Annotated in this window: 18 protein-coding genes; 8 read left to right on the top strand and 10 right to left on the bottom strand. The window is 73.3% G+C overall.

All coding sequences use genetic code 11. The annotated features are described in order from the left end of the window. Window positions 1-13: 13 nt before the first annotated feature. Window positions 14-1,225: an exodeoxyribonuclease VII large subunit gene (gene xseA / locus ACWEN6_RS12345; protein ID WP_452570254.1), complete on the top strand. Its 1,212-nt coding sequence runs from the start codon at window positions 14-16 to the stop codon at window positions 1,223-1,225. A 37-nt stretch (window positions 1,226-1,262) separates the two neighbouring features. Next, window positions 1,263-1,508 carry an exodeoxyribonuclease VII small subunit gene (locus ACWEN6_RS12340; protein WP_380832441.1) on the top strand — a complete coding sequence of 82 codons (246 nt, stop codon included), beginning with the start codon at window positions 1,263-1,265 and terminating at the stop codon, window positions 1,506-1,508. 104 nt (window positions 1,509-1,612) lie between these two features. On the opposite strand, the gene ACWEN6_RS12335 is transcribed toward ACWEN6_RS12340, so the two are convergent. Next, the gene (locus ACWEN6_RS12335) at window positions 1,613-2,155 is read right to left on the bottom strand and encodes a DUF4245 domain-containing protein (RefSeq protein ID WP_452570253.1); all 543 of its coding nucleotides are present in this window, start codon (window positions 2,153-2,155) and stop codon (window positions 1,613-1,615) included. A 58-nt stretch (window positions 2,156-2,213) separates the two neighbouring features. Further along, window positions 2,214-2,810, bottom strand: coding sequence for a TetR/AcrR family transcriptional regulator (locus ACWEN6_RS12330; RefSeq protein WP_380832438.1), 597 nt, complete (start codon window positions 2,808-2,810; stop codon window positions 2,214-2,216). A 154-nt stretch (window positions 2,811-2,964) separates the two neighbouring features. Between ACWEN6_RS12330 and glpX the strand changes: the two genes are divergently transcribed. Next, window positions 2,965-3,999 (top strand): class II fructose-bisphosphatase, encoded by a 1,035-nt coding sequence (glpX, locus tag ACWEN6_RS12325; RefSeq protein ID WP_354840165.1) that lies wholly within the window; start codon window positions 2,965-2,967, stop codon window positions 3,997-3,999. Window positions 4,000-4,061: 62 nt separating this feature from the next. Here the strand turns inward: glpX and ACWEN6_RS12320 are convergent, their stop codons facing one another. Further along, entirely contained in the window at window positions 4,062-4,757 is a 696-nt protein-coding gene (locus ACWEN6_RS12320; protein WP_452570252.1) for a DUF1707 SHOCT-like domain-containing protein, read from the bottom strand. 192 nt (window positions 4,758-4,949) lie between these two features. Here ACWEN6_RS12320 and ACWEN6_RS12315 point away from each other — a divergent pair, with 192 nt between their 5' ends. Next, entirely contained in the window at window positions 4,950-5,351 is a 402-nt protein-coding gene (locus ACWEN6_RS12315) for a hypothetical protein (RefSeq protein ID WP_452570251.1), read from the top strand. 95 nt (window positions 5,352-5,446) lie between these two features. Then, window positions 5,447-6,757, top strand: coding sequence for an MFS transporter (locus ACWEN6_RS12310; RefSeq protein ID WP_452570250.1), 1,311 nt, complete (start codon window positions 5,447-5,449; stop codon window positions 6,755-6,757). Window positions 6,758-6,764: 7 nt separating this feature from the next. On the opposite strand, the gene iolD is transcribed toward ACWEN6_RS12310, so the two are convergent. From iolD to ACWEN6_RS12275, 7 genes are all read right to left on the bottom strand, one after another. After that, window positions 6,765-8,606: a 3D-(3,5/4)-trihydroxycyclohexane-1,2-dione acylhydrolase (decyclizing) gene (gene iolD / locus ACWEN6_RS12305; RefSeq protein WP_452570249.1), complete on the bottom strand. Its 1,842-nt coding sequence runs from the start codon at window positions 8,604-8,606 to the stop codon at window positions 6,765-6,767. Then, window positions 8,603-9,475: a 5-deoxy-glucuronate isomerase gene (iolB, locus tag ACWEN6_RS12300; protein ID WP_452570248.1), complete on the bottom strand. Its 873-nt coding sequence runs from the start codon at window positions 9,473-9,475 to the stop codon at window positions 8,603-8,605. The genes iolD and iolB overlap by 4 nt, the downstream gene beginning before the upstream one ends. Further along, a complete protein-coding gene (locus ACWEN6_RS12295) occupies window positions 9,475-10,356 on the bottom strand; it encodes a Cgl0159 family (beta/alpha)8-fold protein (protein WP_452570247.1) in 882 nt (293 codons plus the stop codon). The genes iolB and ACWEN6_RS12295 overlap by 1 nt, the downstream gene beginning before the upstream one ends. Beyond that, window positions 10,349-11,332, bottom strand: a complete 984-nt coding sequence (gene iolC, locus ACWEN6_RS12290; RefSeq protein ID WP_452570323.1) for a 5-dehydro-2-deoxygluconokinase — start codon at window positions 11,330-11,332, stop codon at window positions 10,349-10,351. Before iolC ends, ACWEN6_RS12295 begins: the two co-directional genes overlap by 8 nt. A gap of 32 nt (window positions 11,333-11,364) precedes the next feature. Then, the gene (locus ACWEN6_RS12285) at window positions 11,365-12,288 is read right to left on the bottom strand and encodes a TIM barrel protein (RefSeq protein ID WP_452570246.1); all 924 of its coding nucleotides are present in this window, start codon (window positions 12,286-12,288) and stop codon (window positions 11,365-11,367) included. Continuing rightward, window positions 12,285-13,277: a Gfo/Idh/MocA family protein gene (locus ACWEN6_RS12280; RefSeq protein ID WP_452570245.1), complete on the bottom strand. Its 993-nt coding sequence runs from the start codon at window positions 13,275-13,277 to the stop codon at window positions 12,285-12,287. The genes ACWEN6_RS12285 and ACWEN6_RS12280 overlap by 4 nt, the downstream gene beginning before the upstream one ends. A gap of 211 nt (window positions 13,278-13,488) precedes the next feature. Beyond that, window positions 13,489-13,818, bottom strand: a complete 330-nt coding sequence (locus tag ACWEN6_RS12275; RefSeq protein ID WP_452570244.1) for a hypothetical protein — start codon at window positions 13,816-13,818, stop codon at window positions 13,489-13,491. Between the two features lie 250 nt (window positions 13,819-14,068). Here ACWEN6_RS12275 and ACWEN6_RS12270 point away from each other — a divergent pair, with 250 nt between their 5' ends. The 3 genes from ACWEN6_RS12270 to ACWEN6_RS12260 are packed head-to-tail and all read left to right on the top strand — an operon-like array spanning window position 14,069 to window position 19,917. Continuing rightward, window positions 14,069-15,724 carry a fumarate hydratase gene (locus ACWEN6_RS12270; protein ID WP_452570243.1) on the top strand — a complete coding sequence of 552 codons (1,656 nt, stop codon included), beginning with the start codon at window positions 14,069-14,071 and terminating at the stop codon, window positions 15,722-15,724. Window positions 15,725-15,759: 35 nt separating this feature from the next. Next, the gene (locus ACWEN6_RS12265) at window positions 15,760-17,112 is read left to right on the top strand and encodes a protein kinase domain-containing protein (RefSeq protein WP_452570242.1); all 1,353 of its coding nucleotides are present in this window, start codon (window positions 15,760-15,762) and stop codon (window positions 17,110-17,112) included. Between the two features lie 42 nt (window positions 17,113-17,154). Then, window positions 17,155-19,917: a protein kinase domain-containing protein gene (locus ACWEN6_RS12260; protein ID WP_452570241.1), complete on the top strand. Its 2,763-nt coding sequence runs from the start codon at window positions 17,155-17,157 to the stop codon at window positions 19,915-19,917.

The following is a 19,917-nucleotide window of genomic DNA, read 5'->3' as shown; positions in this document are numbered from 1 at the left end:
GTAGGCTGCCCGCATGACGGCCAAGACCTCACCCGAGCAGCCACTGCCGATCCGGTCGGTGCTGCAGATGGTGGCCCAGTGGATCGGCAAGCTCGGCACCGTGTGGGCCGAGGGGCAGATCACCGAGCTGTCGTCGCGTGGCGGCACGGTGTTCCTGACCTTGCGCGATCCGGTGGCCAACGTGTCGGCGCGCGTGACCTGCCCGCGCAACGTCTACGAGGCGACCGTCCCCCGGCCGGTGGACGGCGCGCGGGTCGTCATGCTCGTCAAACCGGACTTCTGGGTCAACCGGGGCTCCTTCGCGTTCACCGCCCTGGAGATCCGTCCCGTGGGCATCGGCGAGTTGCTGGCCCGGCTCGAGCGGTTGCGGCAGGTCATCGTCGCCGAGGGCCTGGCCAACGCCGAGCGCAAGCGCCGCCTGCCCTTCCTGCCCGGCACCATCGGCCTGATCTGCGGGCGCGACTCGGCGGCCGAGCGCGATGTGCTGGAGAACGCCCGCCGCCGCTGGCCCGCCGTGCGGTTCAAGGTCGAGGCCGTCGCCGTCCAGGGGCCGTACGCCGTGGGCGAGGTGACCGAGGCGCTGCGCAGGTTCGACCTCGACCGCGAGATCGACGTGATCATCATCGCGCGGGGCGGCGGCTCCCTTGAGGACCTGCTGCCGTTCTCCGACGAGTCTCTGGTGCGCGCCGTCTCCGCCTGCCGCACGCCGGTCGTCAGCGCCATCGGCCACGAGCAGGACAATCCTCTGGTCGACCTGGTCGCCGACGTGCGCGCCTCGACGCCGACCGACGCCGCCAAGAAGGTCGTCCCGGACGTCGGCGAGCAGCTCGCCCTGGTGCGCCAGCTCCGCGACCGGGGGCGGCGCGTGGTGGGCGGCCGGCTCGACCGCGAGCTGTCCTGGGTGGCGGCACTGCGGTCCCGTCCCTCGCTGGCCGACCCGGTCCGCGAGGTCGAGCGCCGGGCGGAGCAGGTGGAGGGCCTTCGCGACCGGGCGCGCCGCTGCCTCACCTCCTCCCTCGACCGGGCCGAGGACTCCCTGGAGCACCTGCGGGCCCGCCTCGTCGCGCTGTCGCCCGCCGCGACGCTCGAACGGGGCTACGCCATCGTGCAACTGCCCTCCGGCGACGTCGTACGGCAGGCGGCGGGCCTGACGTCCGGAGACGGGCTGAGCCTCCGCTTCTCCGACGGCCGGGTCGAGGTCACCGTGGACAAGCCCGCCACCTGACCGGCCGGCGGGTCCGGATGCCCATAGGGTGGGACCCGTGGCTGAGGAGAAAGACGGGACGCCGTCGTACGAGCAGGCCCGCGAGGAGCTGACCGAGGTCGTGCGGCGCCTGGAGGCCGGCGGCCTCACCCTGGAGCAGTCGATCGAGCTGTGGGAACGGGGCGAGAAGCTCGCCGCCATCTGCGAGGAGTGGCTGCAGGGCGCGCGGGTCAGGCTGGCCGCGGCCATGGCCCGCCGCGAGGCCCCCGAGTCCGAGGCCGAGGCGGAGAACACCCCCTTCTGAGGCAGGGCTCGGCTCGCCTCCTGAGGTGGGGTCCGGCTTCCCTTCCGCCGCAGGAATCGGCTCGCCTCCCGAGGCGGGGTTCGGCCGCCCTTTCGAGGGAGGGCTCAGCTCGCCGTGGGGGTGGCGGTGATCTTGGGTTGCGCCTTGAGGGAGCTTGCGAGCCGTGTCAGCTCGTCCCAGTCGGCCAGACCGGTGACCACGACGGTCACGCCCGGCTGGACGAGCACGAGCGAGCGCTGCTTCTTGTCCGGGCGATAGCGCTCCTGCCAGGTCTGGCCGCCGATCTGCCGGCTTCCCGTGCTCTTGTCGGTGTTGGCCAGCCGGCTCGCGAACGCCTCGCCGGGCTCGTCGCTCTGGGCCAGCAGGGCGTGCGAGCGCTTGGCGGTGGCGAATCCCAGCCGCCAGGTGACGTGCCCCTTCTGGTCGACTTCGGAGCTGTTGGGCACCCAGCCGGCCGGCACCGGGTCGGGCACCCGCACCTCGTACGGGGCGACGCGGCGGAGGTTGGCGACGGTGATCGTGTAGTCCACCCGCGGGATGTGCTCTTCGCGGCTCTGGGGCGCTATGAGCAGGAAGATGCCCACGATCGCCAGGCAGAAGAGCACGGCGAACGCGTACCCGTAGAACCCTTGGGTGAATCGGCGCACAGCCAGGGAGAATACCGGCCGCGGCGGGCGCCCCCCGACTCAGCCCGCGCGGCGCGGGCTACGGGCGCGGGATCTGCCCGATGATCGCCAGGACCTCCTCGGAGAACTTCCGCGCCGCGGCGACGTCCTGCGAGAGCACGACCTCCGACACCGCGGCGGCCAGGGCGCCGGTCACCACGATGACCAGGGGGCCCTTGTCCTCCTCGAAGAGGGCGGCGTTGCGGCGCGCCCACTGGCGCATGCGGTCGCGCATGATCACCTCGAAGCCGGGCGGCCCGTCCCCGCGCAGGAACAGCGCGGCCAGTTCGCGCTCGTCGAAGCAGCCCTCCAGATAGGCGCGGGCGCCGGCGATGAACAGCCGCATCGGGTCGGTCTCGCCCTCGCCGCGGGCGGCCTGGACGGCCTGCTTGGTGCGCTGCGTCTGACGGCCCTGGAACTCCTCGAACAGGGTCAGGTAAAGGTCGGCCTTGCCGGAGAAATGGTGATAGAGGCTGCCGACACTGGCCCCCGCGCGGGAGACGACATCGGTGACCCCCGCGTCGGCGAAGCCCCGTGTGACGAAGATCTCTCTGGCGGCGTCCAGGAGCGCGCCTCGCGTGGCGGCGCCGCGTTCGGAGGTGCGCACAGTCACCGGTCGTTCCGTGTCGCTGCTCATGCGGTGACAGTATCCCTCCGTCGGCCACCGAAGGGGGACAACTACGATCGTGACGGCGTCCGCATCACGACGCCTGGATTAGACGGCGGGGAACCTGGTAGGTCCACTACAGGGCGTCCCGATCGCCATCGTCCAACTCAGAGGGGCTCGCACCATGTCGGAAGAGACGTCCGTACCCGCCGCGCTGGCCACCGAGGAGCGCGCGCCCGATCGCAACCTGGCTCTTGAGCTGGTCCGCGTGACCGAGGCCGCCGCGATGGCCGGGGCCCGCTGGGTCGGCCGAGGGGACAAGAACGGCGCCGACGGCGCGGCGGTCAACGCGATGCGCCAGCTCATCAACACCGTCTCCATGGACGGCACCGTGGTCATCGGCGAGGGCGAGAAGGACAACGCGCCGATGCTCTACAACGGCGAGAGGGTGGGCGACGGCAGCGGCGCCGAGTGCGACGTGGCGGTCGACCCGATCGACGGCACGCGGCTGACCGCACTAGGCATGCCGAACGCGATCTCGGTGATCGCGGTGAGCCCGCGCGGGTCGATGTACGACCCGTCGGCGGTGTTCTACATGGACAAGCTGGTGACCGGCCCGGAGGCCGCCGACGCGGTGGACATCGACGCGCCCGTGGCCGCGAACGTCGCCGCCGTCGCCCGGGCCAAGGGCTGCTCGCGGTCGGACGTCACGGTGGTCCTCCTCGACCGGCCCCGGCACGAGCGGCTGGCCAAGGAGGTCCGCGACACCGGGGCGCGCATCAAGTTCATCACCGACGGCGACGTGGCCGGCGCGATCATGGCGGCCCGCCGGGACACCGGCGTCGACCTGATGCTCGGCGTCGGCGGCACCCCCGAGGGCATCATCGCGGCCTGCGCCCTGAAGTGCCTGGGCGGGGTGATCCAGGGCAAGCTGTGGCCGCGGGACGACGACGAGCGCCGCCGGGCGCTGGAGGCCGGGCACGACCTGAACCGCGTGCTCACCACCGACGACCTGGTGACCTCCGACGATGTGTTCTTCGCCGCCTCGGGCATCACCGACGGCGAGCTGATGGGCGGGGTCCGCTATCGCGGCGGGGTCGCCGTCACCCACTCGCTGGTCATGCGCGGCAGGTCGGGCACGGTGCGCAAGGTCGAGAGCGAGCACCAGCTCTGGAAGCTCCGGGCCTACAGCGCGATCAACTTCGACACCGCCACCTGATCACCGGCCGGCCACCGTCCGCCGCGCTACGGCGTGCGGCGGCGCTACGGCCTGCGGCGGCGCTACGGCCTGCGGCGGCGCGCCCAGCCGCGTCTCGGCGGCCTGGGCGACTTGGCCACGACGTTGCCCATCATGATCACGCCGGTGACCTCGATGACGGGCGCGTCCGGCGCGGTCGTCTCGGGCACCTGGTTCCGCTTCCCGCCGACGACCGCCGAGGCCGGGATGACCACCCGCACGCCCTCGGGGACGATCAGCGTGAGCGTCGCGCCGACGACGGTGGCCTGCACGGTGATGTGGCTGCTCTGCAGCAGCGCCTCGCGCAGGTCCAGCGTGACGCCGCTGCCGACGGCCGTGACCGAGTAGTGCGAGGGGACCACCCAGCGGCCCTCGCGCTGTTCGGAGCGGAACAGCGCCATCACCGGACGCCCGTCGGCGCGCAGCGGCTGCAGGTGCTCGGGCAGCAGGTCGGCGGTGAGGACGGCCAGTTCGCCGAGCGTGCGGGCGGCGAACACCGCCTCGACGCGCTCCTCGTGCTCGTCGTGGGTGAGCCTGCCGTCGGCGACGGCGTCGCGGAGCACGGTGACCACGCGTTCGCGGTCGTCGTCGGACGCCCTGAGCTCCTGGGGCGCGGGCCCGCCGGCGTTGGACCGGCCGGCGGCGATGAAACCCGCCAGCAGTTGCCGCAGCACGGGAGCCCCCTGCTGCTGCCAGCGGCCGTTCCAACGGTCGTAGTGCGCTCCGCGCTCGGCTTCCACGCCTCGACACTAACTCCAGAGCCGACCCGGACCTACCCCTCTTCACAGGCCACCTGGCGGAACACGGCCGGGGAAAAGCACATTGAGCCGTGAGATCGGTCAGAATCGTGACCTCGGCCCTGTTCAGGCCGCCTTGCTCCATTGGCGGCCGCCCGTGATGACCGCCGACCCGTCCACGAAGGAGCCGAAACCGTGAACAACCGGGACGATGCCGCCTTCTGGGCGTGCCCCCACGGGCAGGACGCCCGCCGGGGCTGCGTCGCCTGCTACGAGGAGTTGGCCGCGCAGGAGCCGGAGGTCCCCATGTGGGACGTCGCCGTGTGGTTCACCTCCCGCCGGCCCATCCCCATCAAGGCCCTGAAGGACGTCCACCGGCACGGCAGCCGTTTCCTGCTGGACAAGCTCTCCGCTCCCTACATCTACTTGCTGACCGGCCACGCCCGCGCCGGCCAGGGCGTGCAGGCCGTCGCCGGGCTCGTCGGCTTCCTGGTCCACAACCGGCACGTGGTGGACGAGTTCTCGGTGCAGGAGACCCGGGCGGTGCGCATCTCGCCGTCCCCCGACACCCCCGTGACCGACCGGGTGTGGCCCTGACCTCTGGAGTGGCGTCAACAGACCATTGACCGGCGGGGGGCGCGACCGTAGCCTTGGCCAATCTTGAACCCTCCTCATGTTCTTCCGGAGCCGCAGTGCCCACCCCCCGTGACCGGCGTGCGCGCCTTTCCACCTTCGCGGTCTTCTTCGTCCAGGGTCTGACCTTCGCCACCCTGCTCACCCAGGTGGCCGAGCTACAGCGGAAACACCACCTGAGCGACGGCGAACTGTCGATCCTCCTGCTGGTGGTCCCCGTGATCGCGGGCGTCGGCAGCGTGCTCGCCGGTGAGATCGCCAAGCGGTACGGCAGCCGCCGGGTGCTGCGCGCCGCGCAGCCGGCGGCGGGACTCGCCGTGGTGTGCGCCGGCCTGGCGGCCGACGTGCCGCAGCTCGTCGCGGCCAACGTGCTGTTCGGGCTGTGTCTCGGCGCCGTCGACGCCGGCATGAACATGCAGGCGGTCACGGCCGAGCGCAGGTACGGCCGTCCCGTCCTCACCGGTTTCCACGCCCTGTGGAGCGCGGCGGCGGTCGTCGGGGCCGGGTGGGCGTCGGTGGGAGGCGCCATGCGGCTGACCCTGCCGGCCATCTTCACCGTCGCCATGGTCGTCGGCGTCGCCATCGCCCTGATCGCCGGCCGCACCCTGTTCACGGCCGAAGAGGAACACGTCGCCACACCGGCAGGCGACACCGGTCCGGCGGTCGATGCCACGCCGGTCACCGTGGCGGGCGCTGACGCCTTCCCCGCCGCCGTACCGGTCAGAGACGCCGCCCCGGCCGTACCGGTCACGGACGCCGTCCCCGCCGCCGTGGCGGGTGACGAGCGCGCGCGGGCCGCGGGCGGGGCGCGGGTGCCGTGGGGGCCGATCCTGCCGTTGTGCCTGGCGATGGCCTTCCTGTACGTGGGCGACGCGTCGATCTCGAACTTCGGCTCCGTCTACATGGAGAAGATCATGCACGCGACGGCGGCCGTCGTGCCGCTGGCGCTCGGGGCCTACCAGGCGGCCACCTTCGTCGTGCGCGTCGGCGGCGACTTCGCCGTGCGACGGTACGGGCCCGCGGCGATCGTCCGCATCGGCGGCGCGCTCGCCGCGCTCGGCTTCGCCGGGATCGTCACCGCGCCCGACCAGCCGCTGGCCATCGTGGCTTTCGGCCTCGCGGGGGTCGGCCTGTCGGTGGTGGCGCCGCAGTCCTTCTCGGCCGCCGGACGGCTGGACCCGGCGGGCACGGGCGTCGCCATCGCCCGGGTCAACATGTTCAACTATGTCGGCTTCATCGTGGGAGCCGCCCTCGTCGGCGGCATCGCCGAGGCCGCCGACTACCAGATCGCCTTCGCCGCCCCCCTGATCCTCGCCACCGCCATCATCGCCCTCGCCCGAGGCTTCCACCCCAGAAGGGCGGGTCTGTGATCGAGGGTCACAGGTAGGGGCGTTGGGTGCGTTTGTGTTGTTCGTAGCGTTCGTGGAGTTCGGGGGTGGTGGAGATCTCGGCGATGGGGACGTCCCACCAGGCGGTGGTCTGCGGGGAGGGGCCGGGGACGGTCTCGACGTGGACGACGGTGGTGCCGGTCGCCTCGCGGGCCTTGGTGAGGGCGACGCGCAGCGACTCGGGGTCGGAGGCGCGAAGGACGTCCGCGCCGAGGCTGGCCGCGTTGGCCGCCAGGTCGACGGGCAGGAAGTCGCCCTCCAGCCGGCCGTCCGCCGACCGCGCCCGGTAGGCCGTGCCCAGCCGCCGCGCGCCCACCGACTCCGACAGGCCGCCGATGGAGGCGAAGCCGTGGTTGTCCACGATCACGATGACGAGCTTGACGCCCTCCTGCACGGCCGTGGCGATCTCCTGGGCCATCATGAGGTACGACCCGTCGCCGACCAGGACGAACACCTCGCGTTCCGGCGCGGCGAGCTTGACGCCGAGGCCGCCGGCGATCTCGTAGCCCATGCAGGAGTAGCCGTACTCGACGTGGTAGGCCTTCGGGTCGCGGGCCCGCCACAGTTTGTGCAGGTCGCCGGGCATGGAGCCGGCGGCGTTGACGACCACCCCGTCGGCGCCGGCGACCTGGTTGACGACGCCGAGCATGACCGGCTGGGTGAGCTCGTCGCCCGCGTACAGCTTCGCGACCTCGTCCTGCCATTCACGCCCCAGCTCGGCGGCCCGGGACGTCCATGACGGGTCGGCCTTCCAGCCGGCGAGGTCCAGGACGGCCAGCCCCTCGCGGGCGTCGCCGACGAGCATGACGGCGGAGTGCTTGGCGGCGTCGAAGGCGGTGACGTTGAGGTTGACGAAAGGCACCTCCCCGAACAGCGTGCGCGAGGCCGTGGTGAAGTCGGTGTACCGGGTGCCGACGCCGATGACCAGGTCGGCGTCGCGGGCGATGGCGTTGGCGGCGGCCGTGCCTGTGTGCCCGATGGCGCCGAGCGCGCGCGGGTGGTCATAGGGGAGGACGCCCTTGCCGGCCTGGGTCTCCCCGACCGGGATGCCGTGCTCCTCGGCGAACCGCGCCAGCTCGTCCCACGCCTCGCTGTAGACGACGCCCCCGCCCGCGACGATGACCGGCCGCCGCGACGCCTTGATCGCCTCCACGGCGCGCTCGACGGCGGCGGAGTCGGGCAGGGGCCGGGCGACGTGCCAGACGCGCCTGCGGAACAGCTCGACCGGCCAGTCGTGGGCCTCGGCCTGGACGTCCTGTGGCAGGGCGATGGTGACGGCGCCGGTCTCCGCGGGGTCGGTGAGCACGCGCATGGCGGCCATGAGGGCGGCGGGGAGCTGCTCGGGCCGGTTGATCCGGTCGAAGAAGCGCGACACGGGCCGCAGGCAGTCGTTGACGCTGACGTCGTAGGAGCGGGGGTCCTCCAGCTCCTGCAGGACCGCGCCGGCGGCGCGGGTGGCGAAGATGTCGCCGGGCAGCAGGAGCACGGGGATGCGGTTGATCGTGGCCAGCGCGGCGCCGGTGACCATGTTGGTCGCCCCCGGGCCGATCGAGGAGGTGCAGGCGAAGGCCGACAGGCGGTTGCGCGCCTTGGCGAAGCCCACGGCCGTGTGCACCATGGCCTGCTCGTTCCTGGCCAGGTAGTAGGGCAGCGGGTCGCGCAGCCCGCCTCCCTGTTCGGCGAGGGCCTGCCCGACGCCGGCGACGTTGCCGTGGCCGAAGATGCCGAAGCAGCCCTCGATGAGCCGCTGTTCGACGCCGTCGCGCTCGCTCCACTGCTCGGCGAGGAACCGCACCAGCGCCTGGGCGACGGTGAGCCGTATCGTCGTCATGCCGGGGTCTCCGTCTCGCTGGTGCCGCCGGGGCCGTTCGCGGTGGCCGTGGTCATGGGGACGCGGGGGTCCACGGCCTGCCCCTGCCAGCCGGCGCGGATCCAGGCGTGGCGGGGGTCGTCGCAGAAGGCCATGGACCGCTCGCCGGCCGGACCGGCCAGGACGTTCAGGTAGTACAGGTCGTAACCGGGGGCGGCCATCGACGGGCCGTGGTAGCCGTGCGGGACGAGCACGACGTCTCCGCAGCCGACCTCGGCGAGCACGTCGATGGGCTTGCCCGGCGAGCCGTACACCCGCTGGTAGCCGGGGCCGCCCTCGAAGTAGTAGATCTCCTCCAGCACCGCCTCGTCCTCGCCGGGGGTGTCGTGCTTGTGCGGAGGGTAGGACGACCAGTTGCCCTCGGGGGTGAGGACCTCGACGGCGACGAGCTTGTCGCACTCGAACGCGTCCGGCGCGCAGAAGTTGTTGACCTGCCGGCTGGCCTGCCCGGCCCCCCGCACCTCCACCGGCACCTTGCCCGCGGGCCCGTACCGCACCGGGAGCCGCCGGGTCGCACGGGCGGACGGCAGGGCGAACCGGCCCTCCCCGGTGACGCGGACGGTCGCCTCCACGGGCACGTAGGCGAAGTCGGAGACGCCCTCGAACACCGACGGGCGGCCGTGGAGCGAAAGGCGCTCCCCGTCGCACTCGACCGTGCACGACCCGGAAAGCGGCAGGACGAGCATCTCCTCAGGGCCGGTGGCGAACTCGACGGTCTCGCCGGACAGGTTGAGCGTGCGCAGCCCGGCGTAGGTCCATCCCGCGAGCTCGGGCGTCACGCGCAGCGCCCAGGGAGCAGCGGCGGTCGAGCCGGCGGGGATGTAGGACATCAGGACACCTCCAGCAGCCCGGCGGCGGTGTCGACGGCCGCCGCCACGTCGTCGTCAGGAGGGTAGAGCAGGGCGCGCCCGACCACGAGCCCCCGGACGCCGGGAAGGCGCAGCGCCTTGCCCCACGAGGAGTACACCTCGTCGGGTGCCTTGGTGGGATCGCCGCCGAGCAGCAGGGTGGGAAGGGTGGTGGCGTCCATGACCCGCTCCATGTCGGCGATCACCGGGATCTTCAGCCAGGTGTGCGCGGAGGTGGCGCCGAGCGCCTGGCCGACGTGGACGGCGTGGATCATGCCCTCCGGCGACAGGTCGTGCTGGACCACGCCCTCGTCCCGGTGGGACCAGAACGGCTCGATCATCGCCATCAGGCCCTGCCCGGCCAGGCTCGTGACGGCGCGCGCGCATGATTCGAGCGTGGCGGCGGTCTCGGGCGAGCGCAGCCCGACGCGGCACAGCATCTTGCCGCCGTCGAGCCGCATCCGCACGATGGAGTCGGTGTCGTAGGCGGTGAAGCGGTCGTCGAACTCGAAGGCGCTGCCGTGGATGCCGCCGCGGTTCATCGAGCCGATCACGACCTTGTCGTGGAGCGCGCCGAGCAGCAGCAGGTCCTCGACGATGTCGGGGGTGGCGAGCAGGCCGTCCACCCCGGGTCGGGCCAGAGCCGCGCACAGCCGGTCGAGCAGGTCGACGCGGCTGGCCATGGCCATCGGGCGTCCCCGCACGCTGAGCGCGCCGCGGGCGGCGTGGTCGGCGGCGATGATGAGCAGCTGGCCGCGGTCGCGCAGCAACGGCCTGCGGAGGCGTTCGGCCGCGGCCTGCGCGATCTTCTCCGGATGCCTGGCGCGGTACTCCGCCAGGCTCCTGCGGTCCTCGTCACGCATGGGCTTCCCCCGAGAGCACGGCCTCGACCTCCTTGGCTGTGGGCATGGCCGGGGCGCAGGCGAGGCGTCCGGCCACGATGGCCCCGGCCGCGTTGGCGTACCGGAGGGTCTGTTCCAGGTCGCGCCCGGCCAGCAGGCCGTCGCAGAGCGCGCCGCCGAACGCGTCGCCGGCGCCGAGTCCGTTGACGACCTCGACGGGCACGGGCGGGACCTCCACGGTGCGCTCCGCCGTCATGCCGAGCACGCCGCCGGAACCCTGCTTGACGACGGCGACCTCGACGCCCATGTCGAGCAGCGCCCTGGCGGCCTCGCGCGGCTCGCGGGCGCCGGTGGCGACCTCGCACTCCTCCAGGTTGCCCACGGCCACCGTGACGTGCCGCAACGCCTTGCGCACCCATTCTCCCGCGGCCCGCGCCGACTCCCAGAACATGGGGCGGTAGTCCAGGTCCAGGACGGTCAGCGGCGCCCGGCCGCGCGCCTCCCAGGCGGCGAAGTGGGCGCTCCTGGACGGCTCCTGGGACAGCCCGGTGACGGTCGCCCAGAACAGGCCGGCGTCCCTGACGGCGGCGAGGTCGAGTTCTCCGGCGTGGATCTCCAGGTCAGGGGCCTTGGGGAAGCGGTAGAAGTACAGCGGGAAGTCCTCCGGCGGGCGGATCTCGCAGAAGGTCACCGGCGTCGGCAGCCCGGGCACCTCGGTGACGTACCGGTCGTCCACGTCGTAGGAGCGCAGCGCGTCGTGGATGAAGGCCCCGAACGGGTCGGCGCCGGTGCGAGTGATCACCGCGGTCCTGCGGCCGAGCCTGGCGGCGGCGACCGCGACGTTGGTGGCGCTGCCGCCGAGGTACTTGCCGAAGGTCTCCACCTCGCGCAGCGACACGCCGACCTGGAGCGGGTAGATGTCGACGCCGACCCTGCCCATCGTGAGCACCTCGAAGGCGTTTCCGCCGTGGGCGGTCCCGGGACGGGGTTCGCTCATGACGCTCTGGCCGATCCCGGGACGGGGTTCGCTCATGAGAGCGCCGCGAGGTAGGCGAGGCTCTCGCGGACCGCGATCTCGGGGCCTTCTCCCCGCGGGGGTTCGCCGGGCAGCACGACGTCCTGCTCCATGACGTACCAGCCCTGGTAGCCGGCCGCGCCGAGCCCGGCGACGATGCCGGCCACGTCCACGTCGCCGCGCCCGAGGGGGCGGTAGACGCCGGCGCGGACGGCGTCGGTGTAGGTCAGCTTTCCGGTGCGGACCTGCTCGGCGAGCGTGGCGTCCACGTCTTTGAGGTGCACGTGTGCGACCCTTGCTGCTGCCCTGGACACCAGGTCGAGCGGGTCGGTGCCCCCGATGAGAAGGTGACCGGTGTCCAGGCAGAGCGGCATCGCCGAGCCGTCGAGCACCCGGTCGACCTCGTCCCGCGTCTCGATCATGGTGCCGACGTGCGGGTGGAGCGTGACGGCGCGGCCGAACGGCTCGGCCTCCGACAGCAGCCGCCCGAGGTTGCCGAGCAGCGTCGCCCAGCCTTCGGCGTCCAGCGCCGGGCGTTCGTCGTAGCCGTCGGCGCCGGTGGCGGCGGCCAGGACGACGGTGTCCACGTCCCCCTCGGCGAAGGAGCGGAACATCGCCTTCGCCTCGGGCACCGGGTCGTAGGCCGGGTCGTGCAGCACGACCGGGACGAAGCCGCCGATGGCCCGCAGGCCGTAGGAGTCCAGCAGCGAGCGGCGATGCCCGGGGGACGGCGGCAGGAACCCATCGGGGCCGAGTTCGGTGGCCGTGAGGCCGAGCGCGCGCATCTCGCCGAGGACGCGCTCGCGGTCGAGCTGGTGACCCCAGTCGGGCACCTCGCACACGCCCCAGCTGATCGGCGCTCCCGCGATGCGCAGGGCCCCGCCCTGGCCGTTCTCCGTCGTGCCGCTCACGTTCACCTCTCCGGTCGGGTGGTTCATGCCGTCACCTGGGCGATCTCGGCGACGCGGACGGGACGTCCCTCGCGGCGCGACAGCTCGGCCGCCTCGGCGACGCGCAGCGCCGCGAGCGCGTCGCGGACGCCGCACAGGCTGGGCCCGCCGTCGCGCACGCTCGCCAGGAACGCACCGATCTCTGCCACGTACGCCGGCTCGAAGCGCGCCCCGAAGTCCGGCCACGGCTCGCCGCCGGGGAAGGCGACCCCGGGCTCCGCCGAGGCGAGGGGCAGCCGCTCGTCCAGGCCGACCGAGAGGGTGCGCCGGGTGCCGGCCAGTTCCATGCGGACGTCGTACCCCGCGCCGTTGTAGCGGGATCCCTGGAGCGTGACGAGCGTGCCGTCATCCATGGTGAGCAGGGCGGCGCTGGTGTCCACGTCGCCCGCCTCGGCGAAGAACGCGGCGCCGCGGTTGGCGCCCGTCGCGTAGACCGACTCGACCTCGCGGCCGGTCACCCAGCGCAGGATGTCGAAGTCGTGGATGTGGCAGTCGCGGTAGATGCCGCCCGACAGCGGGATGTACTCGGCGGCCGGGGGGCGCGGGTCGGCGGTGAGCATGTGCACGCGGTGCAGGTCGCCGAGCTCGCCGCCGGCCAGCGCGCGGCGGGCCTCGGCGTACCCGGCGTCGAAGCGCCGCTGGAAGCCGATGTGCACGAGCACGCCGCTGCGGTCGGCGGCGCGCAGGACGCGCGCGGTCTCCTCGATGGTGGGGGCGACGGGCTTCTCGCAGAAGACGGGGACGCCGGCCTCGCAGGCCCGCAGGATCAGCTCGGCGTGGGTGGAGGTCGGGGTGGCGACGACCACGGCGTCGGTCTGGAAGGCGTCCCCCACGAGCGCCCCGACCCGGCCGGCCACCTCCTTCGCCCTGACTTCGTCCGCGTCGGACACGATCAGCTCGTCCACCTCCGGCCGAGCGGCGAGCGTCGTCGCGTGGAACGCGCCGATACGGCCAAGACCCAACAGACCCACACGCATGCTGCCTCCGGCGCTCCGATCAGCTCATGACGGTTCGTCCCCAGTTCTAGGGATCAGAATGCCGCGAGTCAAGACTTTGTCCTGACATTCGGACGATCTATCCTCATGGCGGCCGGCCGCCCGGAGGGGAGGCCAGGGGGGCGGACGGCCGACGGGCCCGGCAGCCCCATGGAGGAGGTCCGGGCCCGTCGAAGGGAAGGCATGACGCGGCTCACCACCACCGCGCCCGCCCCGGCAGGGCGTGCTTCTCGTCACGGGCGCCGGCCGGGCGCAGGTCGTCGCCGGCCAGGTCCCTGCCGGTCCATTCCGGGTGCTCGCCGCCCTCGCGGGGGCCCGCGCCCTCGCCGCCCTCGCCGCTCTCGATGCCCTCGCGCCGCCGCCTCTCGATCTCGCGCCGCCGGGCCCGGCCGTCGGGGGCCACCGGCCACTGGACCGGCTCGCCCCTGATGCCGCGGAGCACGATGGTGACGAGCGCAACGCCCAGGACGGCCGCGACCACCGACACGCCGAAGATGACCACCACAATGTAGCCCGGGTCCATGATTTCCCCCCGATCTCGGACACGTGCCTACGTCCATTATCGAACGCGTACTTATCGACCTTCGGAGGGTGCCCTACCGGCGGACGTCATCGCCTTCCCACGAATACCCCAGGTGACACGGCCCGGCCACCACAGATCCCCCGCCCGGACCCCCGGCACGGCGCGGCCCCGGGTCGGCGGGCGGCCGCGGAGAGCCTTACCCTGCAACAGGACGGCGGCGAGCACGCCACACTACGGAGGAGCACGAGCGATGCCCGAGTTCGACTACACCGACCTTCTCCCGCTGGGTCCGGATGAGACGGAGTACCGTCTGATCACGGCGGAGGGGGTGCGCAAGGTCGAGGCGGCGGGCCGCACGTTCCTGGAGGTGGACCCGGAGGCGCTGCGGTTGCTGACCGCGACCGCGATCCACGACATCTCCCACTATCTGCGCTCCTCCCACCTCGCCCAGCTCCGCAAGATCATCGACGATCCGGAGTCCAGCGGCAACGACCGCTTCGTGGCCCTCGACCTGCTGAAGAACGCGAGCATCTCGGCCGGCGGCGTGCTCCCCATGTGCCAGGACACCGGCACCGCCATCGTGATGGGCAAGCGCGGCCGCCACGTGCTGACCGACGGCGCCGACGCCGAGCACATCGCGCGCGGCGTGTACGACGCCTACACCGAGCTGAACCTGCGCTACTCACAGATGGCCCCGCTGACCATGTGGGACGAGAAGAACACCGGCAGCAACCTGCCGGCCCAGATCGAGCTGTACGCCGAGGACCCGCACGGCCACCCCGACGAGTACAAGCTGCTGTTCATGGCCAAGGGCGGCGGCAGCGCCAACAAGTCGTTCCTGTACCAGGAGACCAAGGCCGTCCTCAACGAGAAGCGGATGCTGGAGTTCCTGGAGGAGAAGATCCGCTCCCTCGGCACCGCCGCCTGCCCGCCGTACCACCTGGCCGTGGTCGTGGGCGGCACGAGCGCCGAGTACGCGCTGAAGACCGCCAAGTACGCCTCGGCCCGCTACCTGGACGCGATCCCCACCGAGGGCTCGACCTCCGGCCACGGCTTCCGCGACCTGGAGATGGAGAAGAAGGTCTTCGAGCTCACGCAGAGGCTCGGCATCGGCGCCCAGTTCGGCGGCAAGTACTTCTGCCACGACGTGCGGGTGATCCGCCTGCCACGGCACGGCGCCTCCTGCCCGGTGGCCATCGCGGTCTCGTGCAGCGCCGACCGGCAGGCCCTGGCCAAAATCACGCCGGAGGGGGTCTTCCTGGAGAAGCTGGAGACCGACCCCGCCCGCTTCCTGCCCGACACCACCGACGAGCACCTGTCGGACGACGTGGTGCCGGTCGACCTCAACCGGCCGATGGCCGAGATCCTCGCCGAGCTGTCGCGGTACCCGGTCAAGACCCGGCTGTCCCTGACCGGCCCGCTGGTCGTGGCGCGCGACATCGCGCACGCCAAGATCGCCGAACGGCTGGACGCCGGCGAGGAGATGCCGCAGTACCTCAAGGACCACGCGGTCTACTACGCCGGACCGGCCAAGACGCCCGAGGGGTACGCCTCGGGCTCCTTCGGCCCGACGACGGCCGGCCGTATGGACTCCTACGTGGAGCGCTTCCAGGCGGCGGGCGGCTCGCTGGTCATGCTGGCCAAGGGGAACCGTTCCAAGCAGGTCACCGAGGCGTGCCGGGCGCACGGCGGCTTCTACCTCGGCTCCATCGGCGGCCCGGCGGCCCGCCTCGCGCAGGACTGCATCAAGAAGGTCGAGGTCATCGAGTATCCGGAGCTCGGCATGGAGGCCGTCTGGAAGATCGAGGTGGAGGACTTCCCCGCCTTCATCGTGGTGGACGACAAGGGTGACGACTTCTTCCAGGACACCAGTGGTCCCGTGCTCACGATCGGTCGCCGAACCTGACCAAATCTGACCGAAGATCTCAACAGAGAATCGGCATGGCCTCTACAGGCGGCGATGAACAAATCGGTAAGCTGCCACCCATGCGCGCGCCAGTCGGATACGAGCTAGCCTCGCGATACCGGCTTGTGGAGCCGGTGGGGCGTGGCGGCATGGGCACGGTCTGGCGCGCCCACGATGTCCTTCTGGACCGTGACGTGGCTGTCAAGGAGGTCCGCCTCCCGCTCGTGCTGGACGAGGAGCTGCGGGCCGAGCTGTGCGCCCGCACCGAACGCGAGGGCAGGGCGACCGCCATGGTCGCCCACCCGTCGGTGATCACCGTCTTCGACGTCGTGACCGACGACGACCGGCCCTGGATCGTCATGGAGCTGCTGCGCGCGCAGTCTCTGGAGGAGATGGTCAAGGAGCAGGGGCCGCTGCCGCCGCGCCGCGTGGCCGAGATCGGCCGCCAGGTGCTCGGGGCGCTGCGCGCCGTGCACGCCAAGGGCATCCTGCACCGCGACGTCAAGCCCAGCAACGTCCTGGTCACCGAGGACCGCGCCGTACTGACCGACTTCGGCCTGGCCGCCCTCGAAGGCGACGCGTCCATCACCCAGGCCGGCATCGTGCTCGGCTCGGCCGGCTACATCGCGCCCGAGCGGGTCCTCGGCGACCGGGCCAGCCCCGCGGGCGACCTGTGGTCGCTCGGCGCCACCCTGTACACGGCCGTGGAGGGCCGCGGCCTGCACGGCCGCCGCACGGCCGCCGCCGCGCTGGCCGCGCTCACCAGCGGCGAGCCGATCCCCATGGAACGCGCCGGGCCGCTCGCCCCCATCTTGAGCGGCCTGCTGCAGATCGACCCGGACGCGCGGCTCGACGGCATGCGCGCCTCGCTCATGCTGGCGCGCGTCGCCGCCGGAGGCTCGGCGGAGGAGCCGCTCGGCGGTCCGGCCCAGCGCACGGGCCGCACGCCCGTGACGTCGTCCGGCGGCCCGCAGGCGCCGCACGCCGCGATGGGCGCGCACGACACCGTGCGGGGCGGACGACGGGGCGGGCCGCACGACTCCCCGAACGGCGGTCCCGGCGACGGCGACGGGCCTCGGGACGGCGGCGGCCGGGTGTCGACCTCGCCGCGCCGCACGGCGCACCGGGGCCAGCACCGCGCGGACGCCCGGCCCGAACGGGCGTTCACCGCGCCTTCCGACAGGCCCTCCGAGAGCCCGGCGCCCGTGCCGGCGCCGCGTGGGCCGCGAAGGCCCGCCGAGGGCGTGCACCGCAAACCGGTGGACCCCGCGGCCGGTCGCCGGCGCTCTCCGGCCAACCCCGAAGTGGGCCAGATGATCCGCCAGCTGTCCGATATCGTGCGGATGGTGCTGCCCCGTCGGTTTTGGCCGAGAAATATGCGTAAGTAAGGGGAAAGCAAGGCTCAAGGCACTATCGCTATCTTCTTAGTCATGCCCGAACAGCAGATGCGGCTGCTCGCCGACCGGTATGAGTTGATCGCCGCCCTCGGGCGGGGGACGATGGGCACGGTCTGGCGGGCGCACGACCGCCTCCTCGGCCGTGACGTCGCCGTCAAGGAGATCCGGCACGACCCGGGTCTCACCAAGGAACAGCGCGAAGAGCTGCGCGAGCGCATGATCCGCGAGGGGCGCAACGCCGCCAAGATCGTGCATCCCTCGGTGGCGACCGTCCACGACGCCATCCTGGTGGACGGCAGCCCGTGGATCGTCATGGAGCTCGTCGAGGCCCGGTCGCTGGAGCAGGTGGTCGACGAGGAGGGCCCGCTGCCGCCACGGCTCGTCGCCGAGATCGGGCTCGACCTGCTCGGGGCGCTCGGCGCGGCCCACAAGCAGGGCGTCCTGCACCGCGACGTCAAGCCCAGCAACGTGCTGCTCACCGACACCGGCCGGGTCGTCCTCACCGACTTCGGCATCGCCAAGTCCGAGGGCGACAGCAACATCACCAGGACCGGCATGGTCATCGGCTCCCCCGGCTACACCGCGCCCGAGCGGGCCAGGGGCGACCACACCGGCCCCGAGTCGGACCTGTGGTCGCTGGGCGCGACACTGTACTTCGCGGTCGAGGGACGTCCCGCGTACGAGCGCAAGTCGGTCAGCGAGACCTTGGCGGCCTTGATGACCGAGCAGGCCGACCCGCCCACGCAGGCCGGGCCGCTGCGCCCCGCGCTGGAAGGGCTGCTGGAGAAGGACCACACCAAGCGCCTCAGCTTCGACCTGGCCGTCGCCATGCTCCGCCGCGTGGCCAAGACCTCCTCCGCCCCGCCGCCCTCCCCGGCGTCCGCCTCCGCCGGATCCCGCCCCACCCCGGCCCCCTCCCCCGGCGCGAGGCCCTCCGCTCCGTCGTCGACCTCGGGCACGTCGCCGTCCGCTCCAGCGCCGGGCCCGGCCGCCTCGCCCTCCGGCCCGCGCCCCGCCGCCTCCTCCGCTCCGGAGCCCGACCGGCGGGCCTCCGCCGCCACGGGAAGGGACGCCGGTCGACGCGACTCCGCCGCCACAGGTCAGGCATCCGCCGCCGAGGGGCAGGACGCGCGGACCACCGTCCCGAAGGTCCAGGCCTCCGCCCCCGACCCGCAGACCACCGTCCCCAAGGCCCAGGCCGCCGCCGCGTCCGCCGAGGGTGAGCCGGACACCGACCAGACCATGATGGTCATCCGTCCCAAGGGCGGCCTGCGCATCCCTGGCGGCCCTGGCGGCGCTGGTGGCCCTGGCGGCGCTGGTGGCCCTGGTGGCCGTGGCGGCGCTGGTGGCCCTGGCGGCCCTGGAGAACCTCCCGGGACGGACGAGCCGGCCGCCGGCCCCGCGGGAGCCGCCGCGGCCGACCAGGCGACCGTGGTCAGCCCGCTTCCCCCCGCGCCCGCCGCCCCCTCCCGGACGCACGGCCCCGCGTCCCCGCCGCACGGACCCGCTTCTCCGCCGCACGGACCCGCGTCCGGGGGGCCCGGCCGACCGCCGGGCGCCGCGCCTGGACGGCCGGGTAGCGCCCCGGCCGGGATGCCGCCCGCCTCGCAGGCGCCGGGCCCCCGTCCCGGGCCGGGAGCGTACGCACCCGGCGAACCGGCGGCGCCGTACTCGGCCGGCATGGGCGCACCGGACGGCGCGGGCGGCCTCGGTGGCCCCGCCTGGCCAGGCGGTCCGGGCGGTCCGGGCGGTCCCGGCCTCATGGGCGGACCGGGCGGGACCGGTGTACCCGGCGGGACCGGTGTGCCCGGCGGCTCTCATCCGCCGGCGGGGTCGGGCGGGGCGTGGAGCGGGGACGGGGACGTCGCGACCCCGCCCAGCGGCCTCGGCACCGATCTGTTCTCCTTCCAGGGCACCGCGCCGCCGAGGGGCAGCAGCCCCGTGGGGATGATCGTCCTGGTGGTCGTCGCCCTGCTCGGCCTGGCCACCATCGTCATGCTCGTCGCCTCGGCGGTCTCCGGCGGCGGTTCGCCGTCGCGCCCCGGCGGCGCGAAGGCGCCCGCCGGAGCCGGTTCCGTGCGGGCGCCCGCCACCGCCGTCGATGCCCGCGCGAGCACGACGCTCGGTCCAGGAGGCGGCGCCGACCTCAGCACCCGGGACGGCGCCTCCCCGGCCGCGGCGGACGGCACGACTCCCGGGACGGGTGACAACGCGTCCCCCGGGACGGGTGACAGCGCGTCCCCCGGGACGGCGGGCGGCGCGACTCCCGGGGCGGCGGAGGAGGTGTCGTCCGCCGCCGGCCAGGCCGGGGAGGGCACGGCACCGGCGCCGGGGATGCGCCGCTACATGGACAGGTCAGGCTTCGCCATCGACGTGCCGGCCCCCCTGCGGGCGGTGGCCAAGGGCTCCGGAGTCGCCTTCGCCGCCCCCGGCGACGCGCGCGCGGTCCGCGTCGCCCGGTCGGCGGACGGCACCGCCGACGTGCTGAACTCCGCCAAGGCCGCCCAGGCCCGGGCGCTCGCGGCCGGCACCTACCCCGGGTACGCGCTCATCCGCCTGGCCGCGACCCGCCCCGCGCCGTACACGGGGACGGACGTGGCCGACTGGGAGTTCCGCTACACCTCGGCCACGGGCTCGACGCGCGTGCTGTCGCGCTGGGTGTCGGTGCCGGGCGGCTCGCTGTACGCGATCTCCTGGTCGGCGCCCGACGCGCGCTGGCAGGCACAGCACGCCCAGCGCGACGCCGTGCTCTCTTCGTTCCGGCCGGCCCGCGAGGACACGCCCGGGGGTTCGTAG

This window comes from Sphaerisporangium sp. NPDC004334, assembly GCF_053602655.1.
The sequence above is the reverse complement of the archived record's forward strand: the minus strand, read 5'-3'. Positions and strand labels throughout refer to the sequence as shown.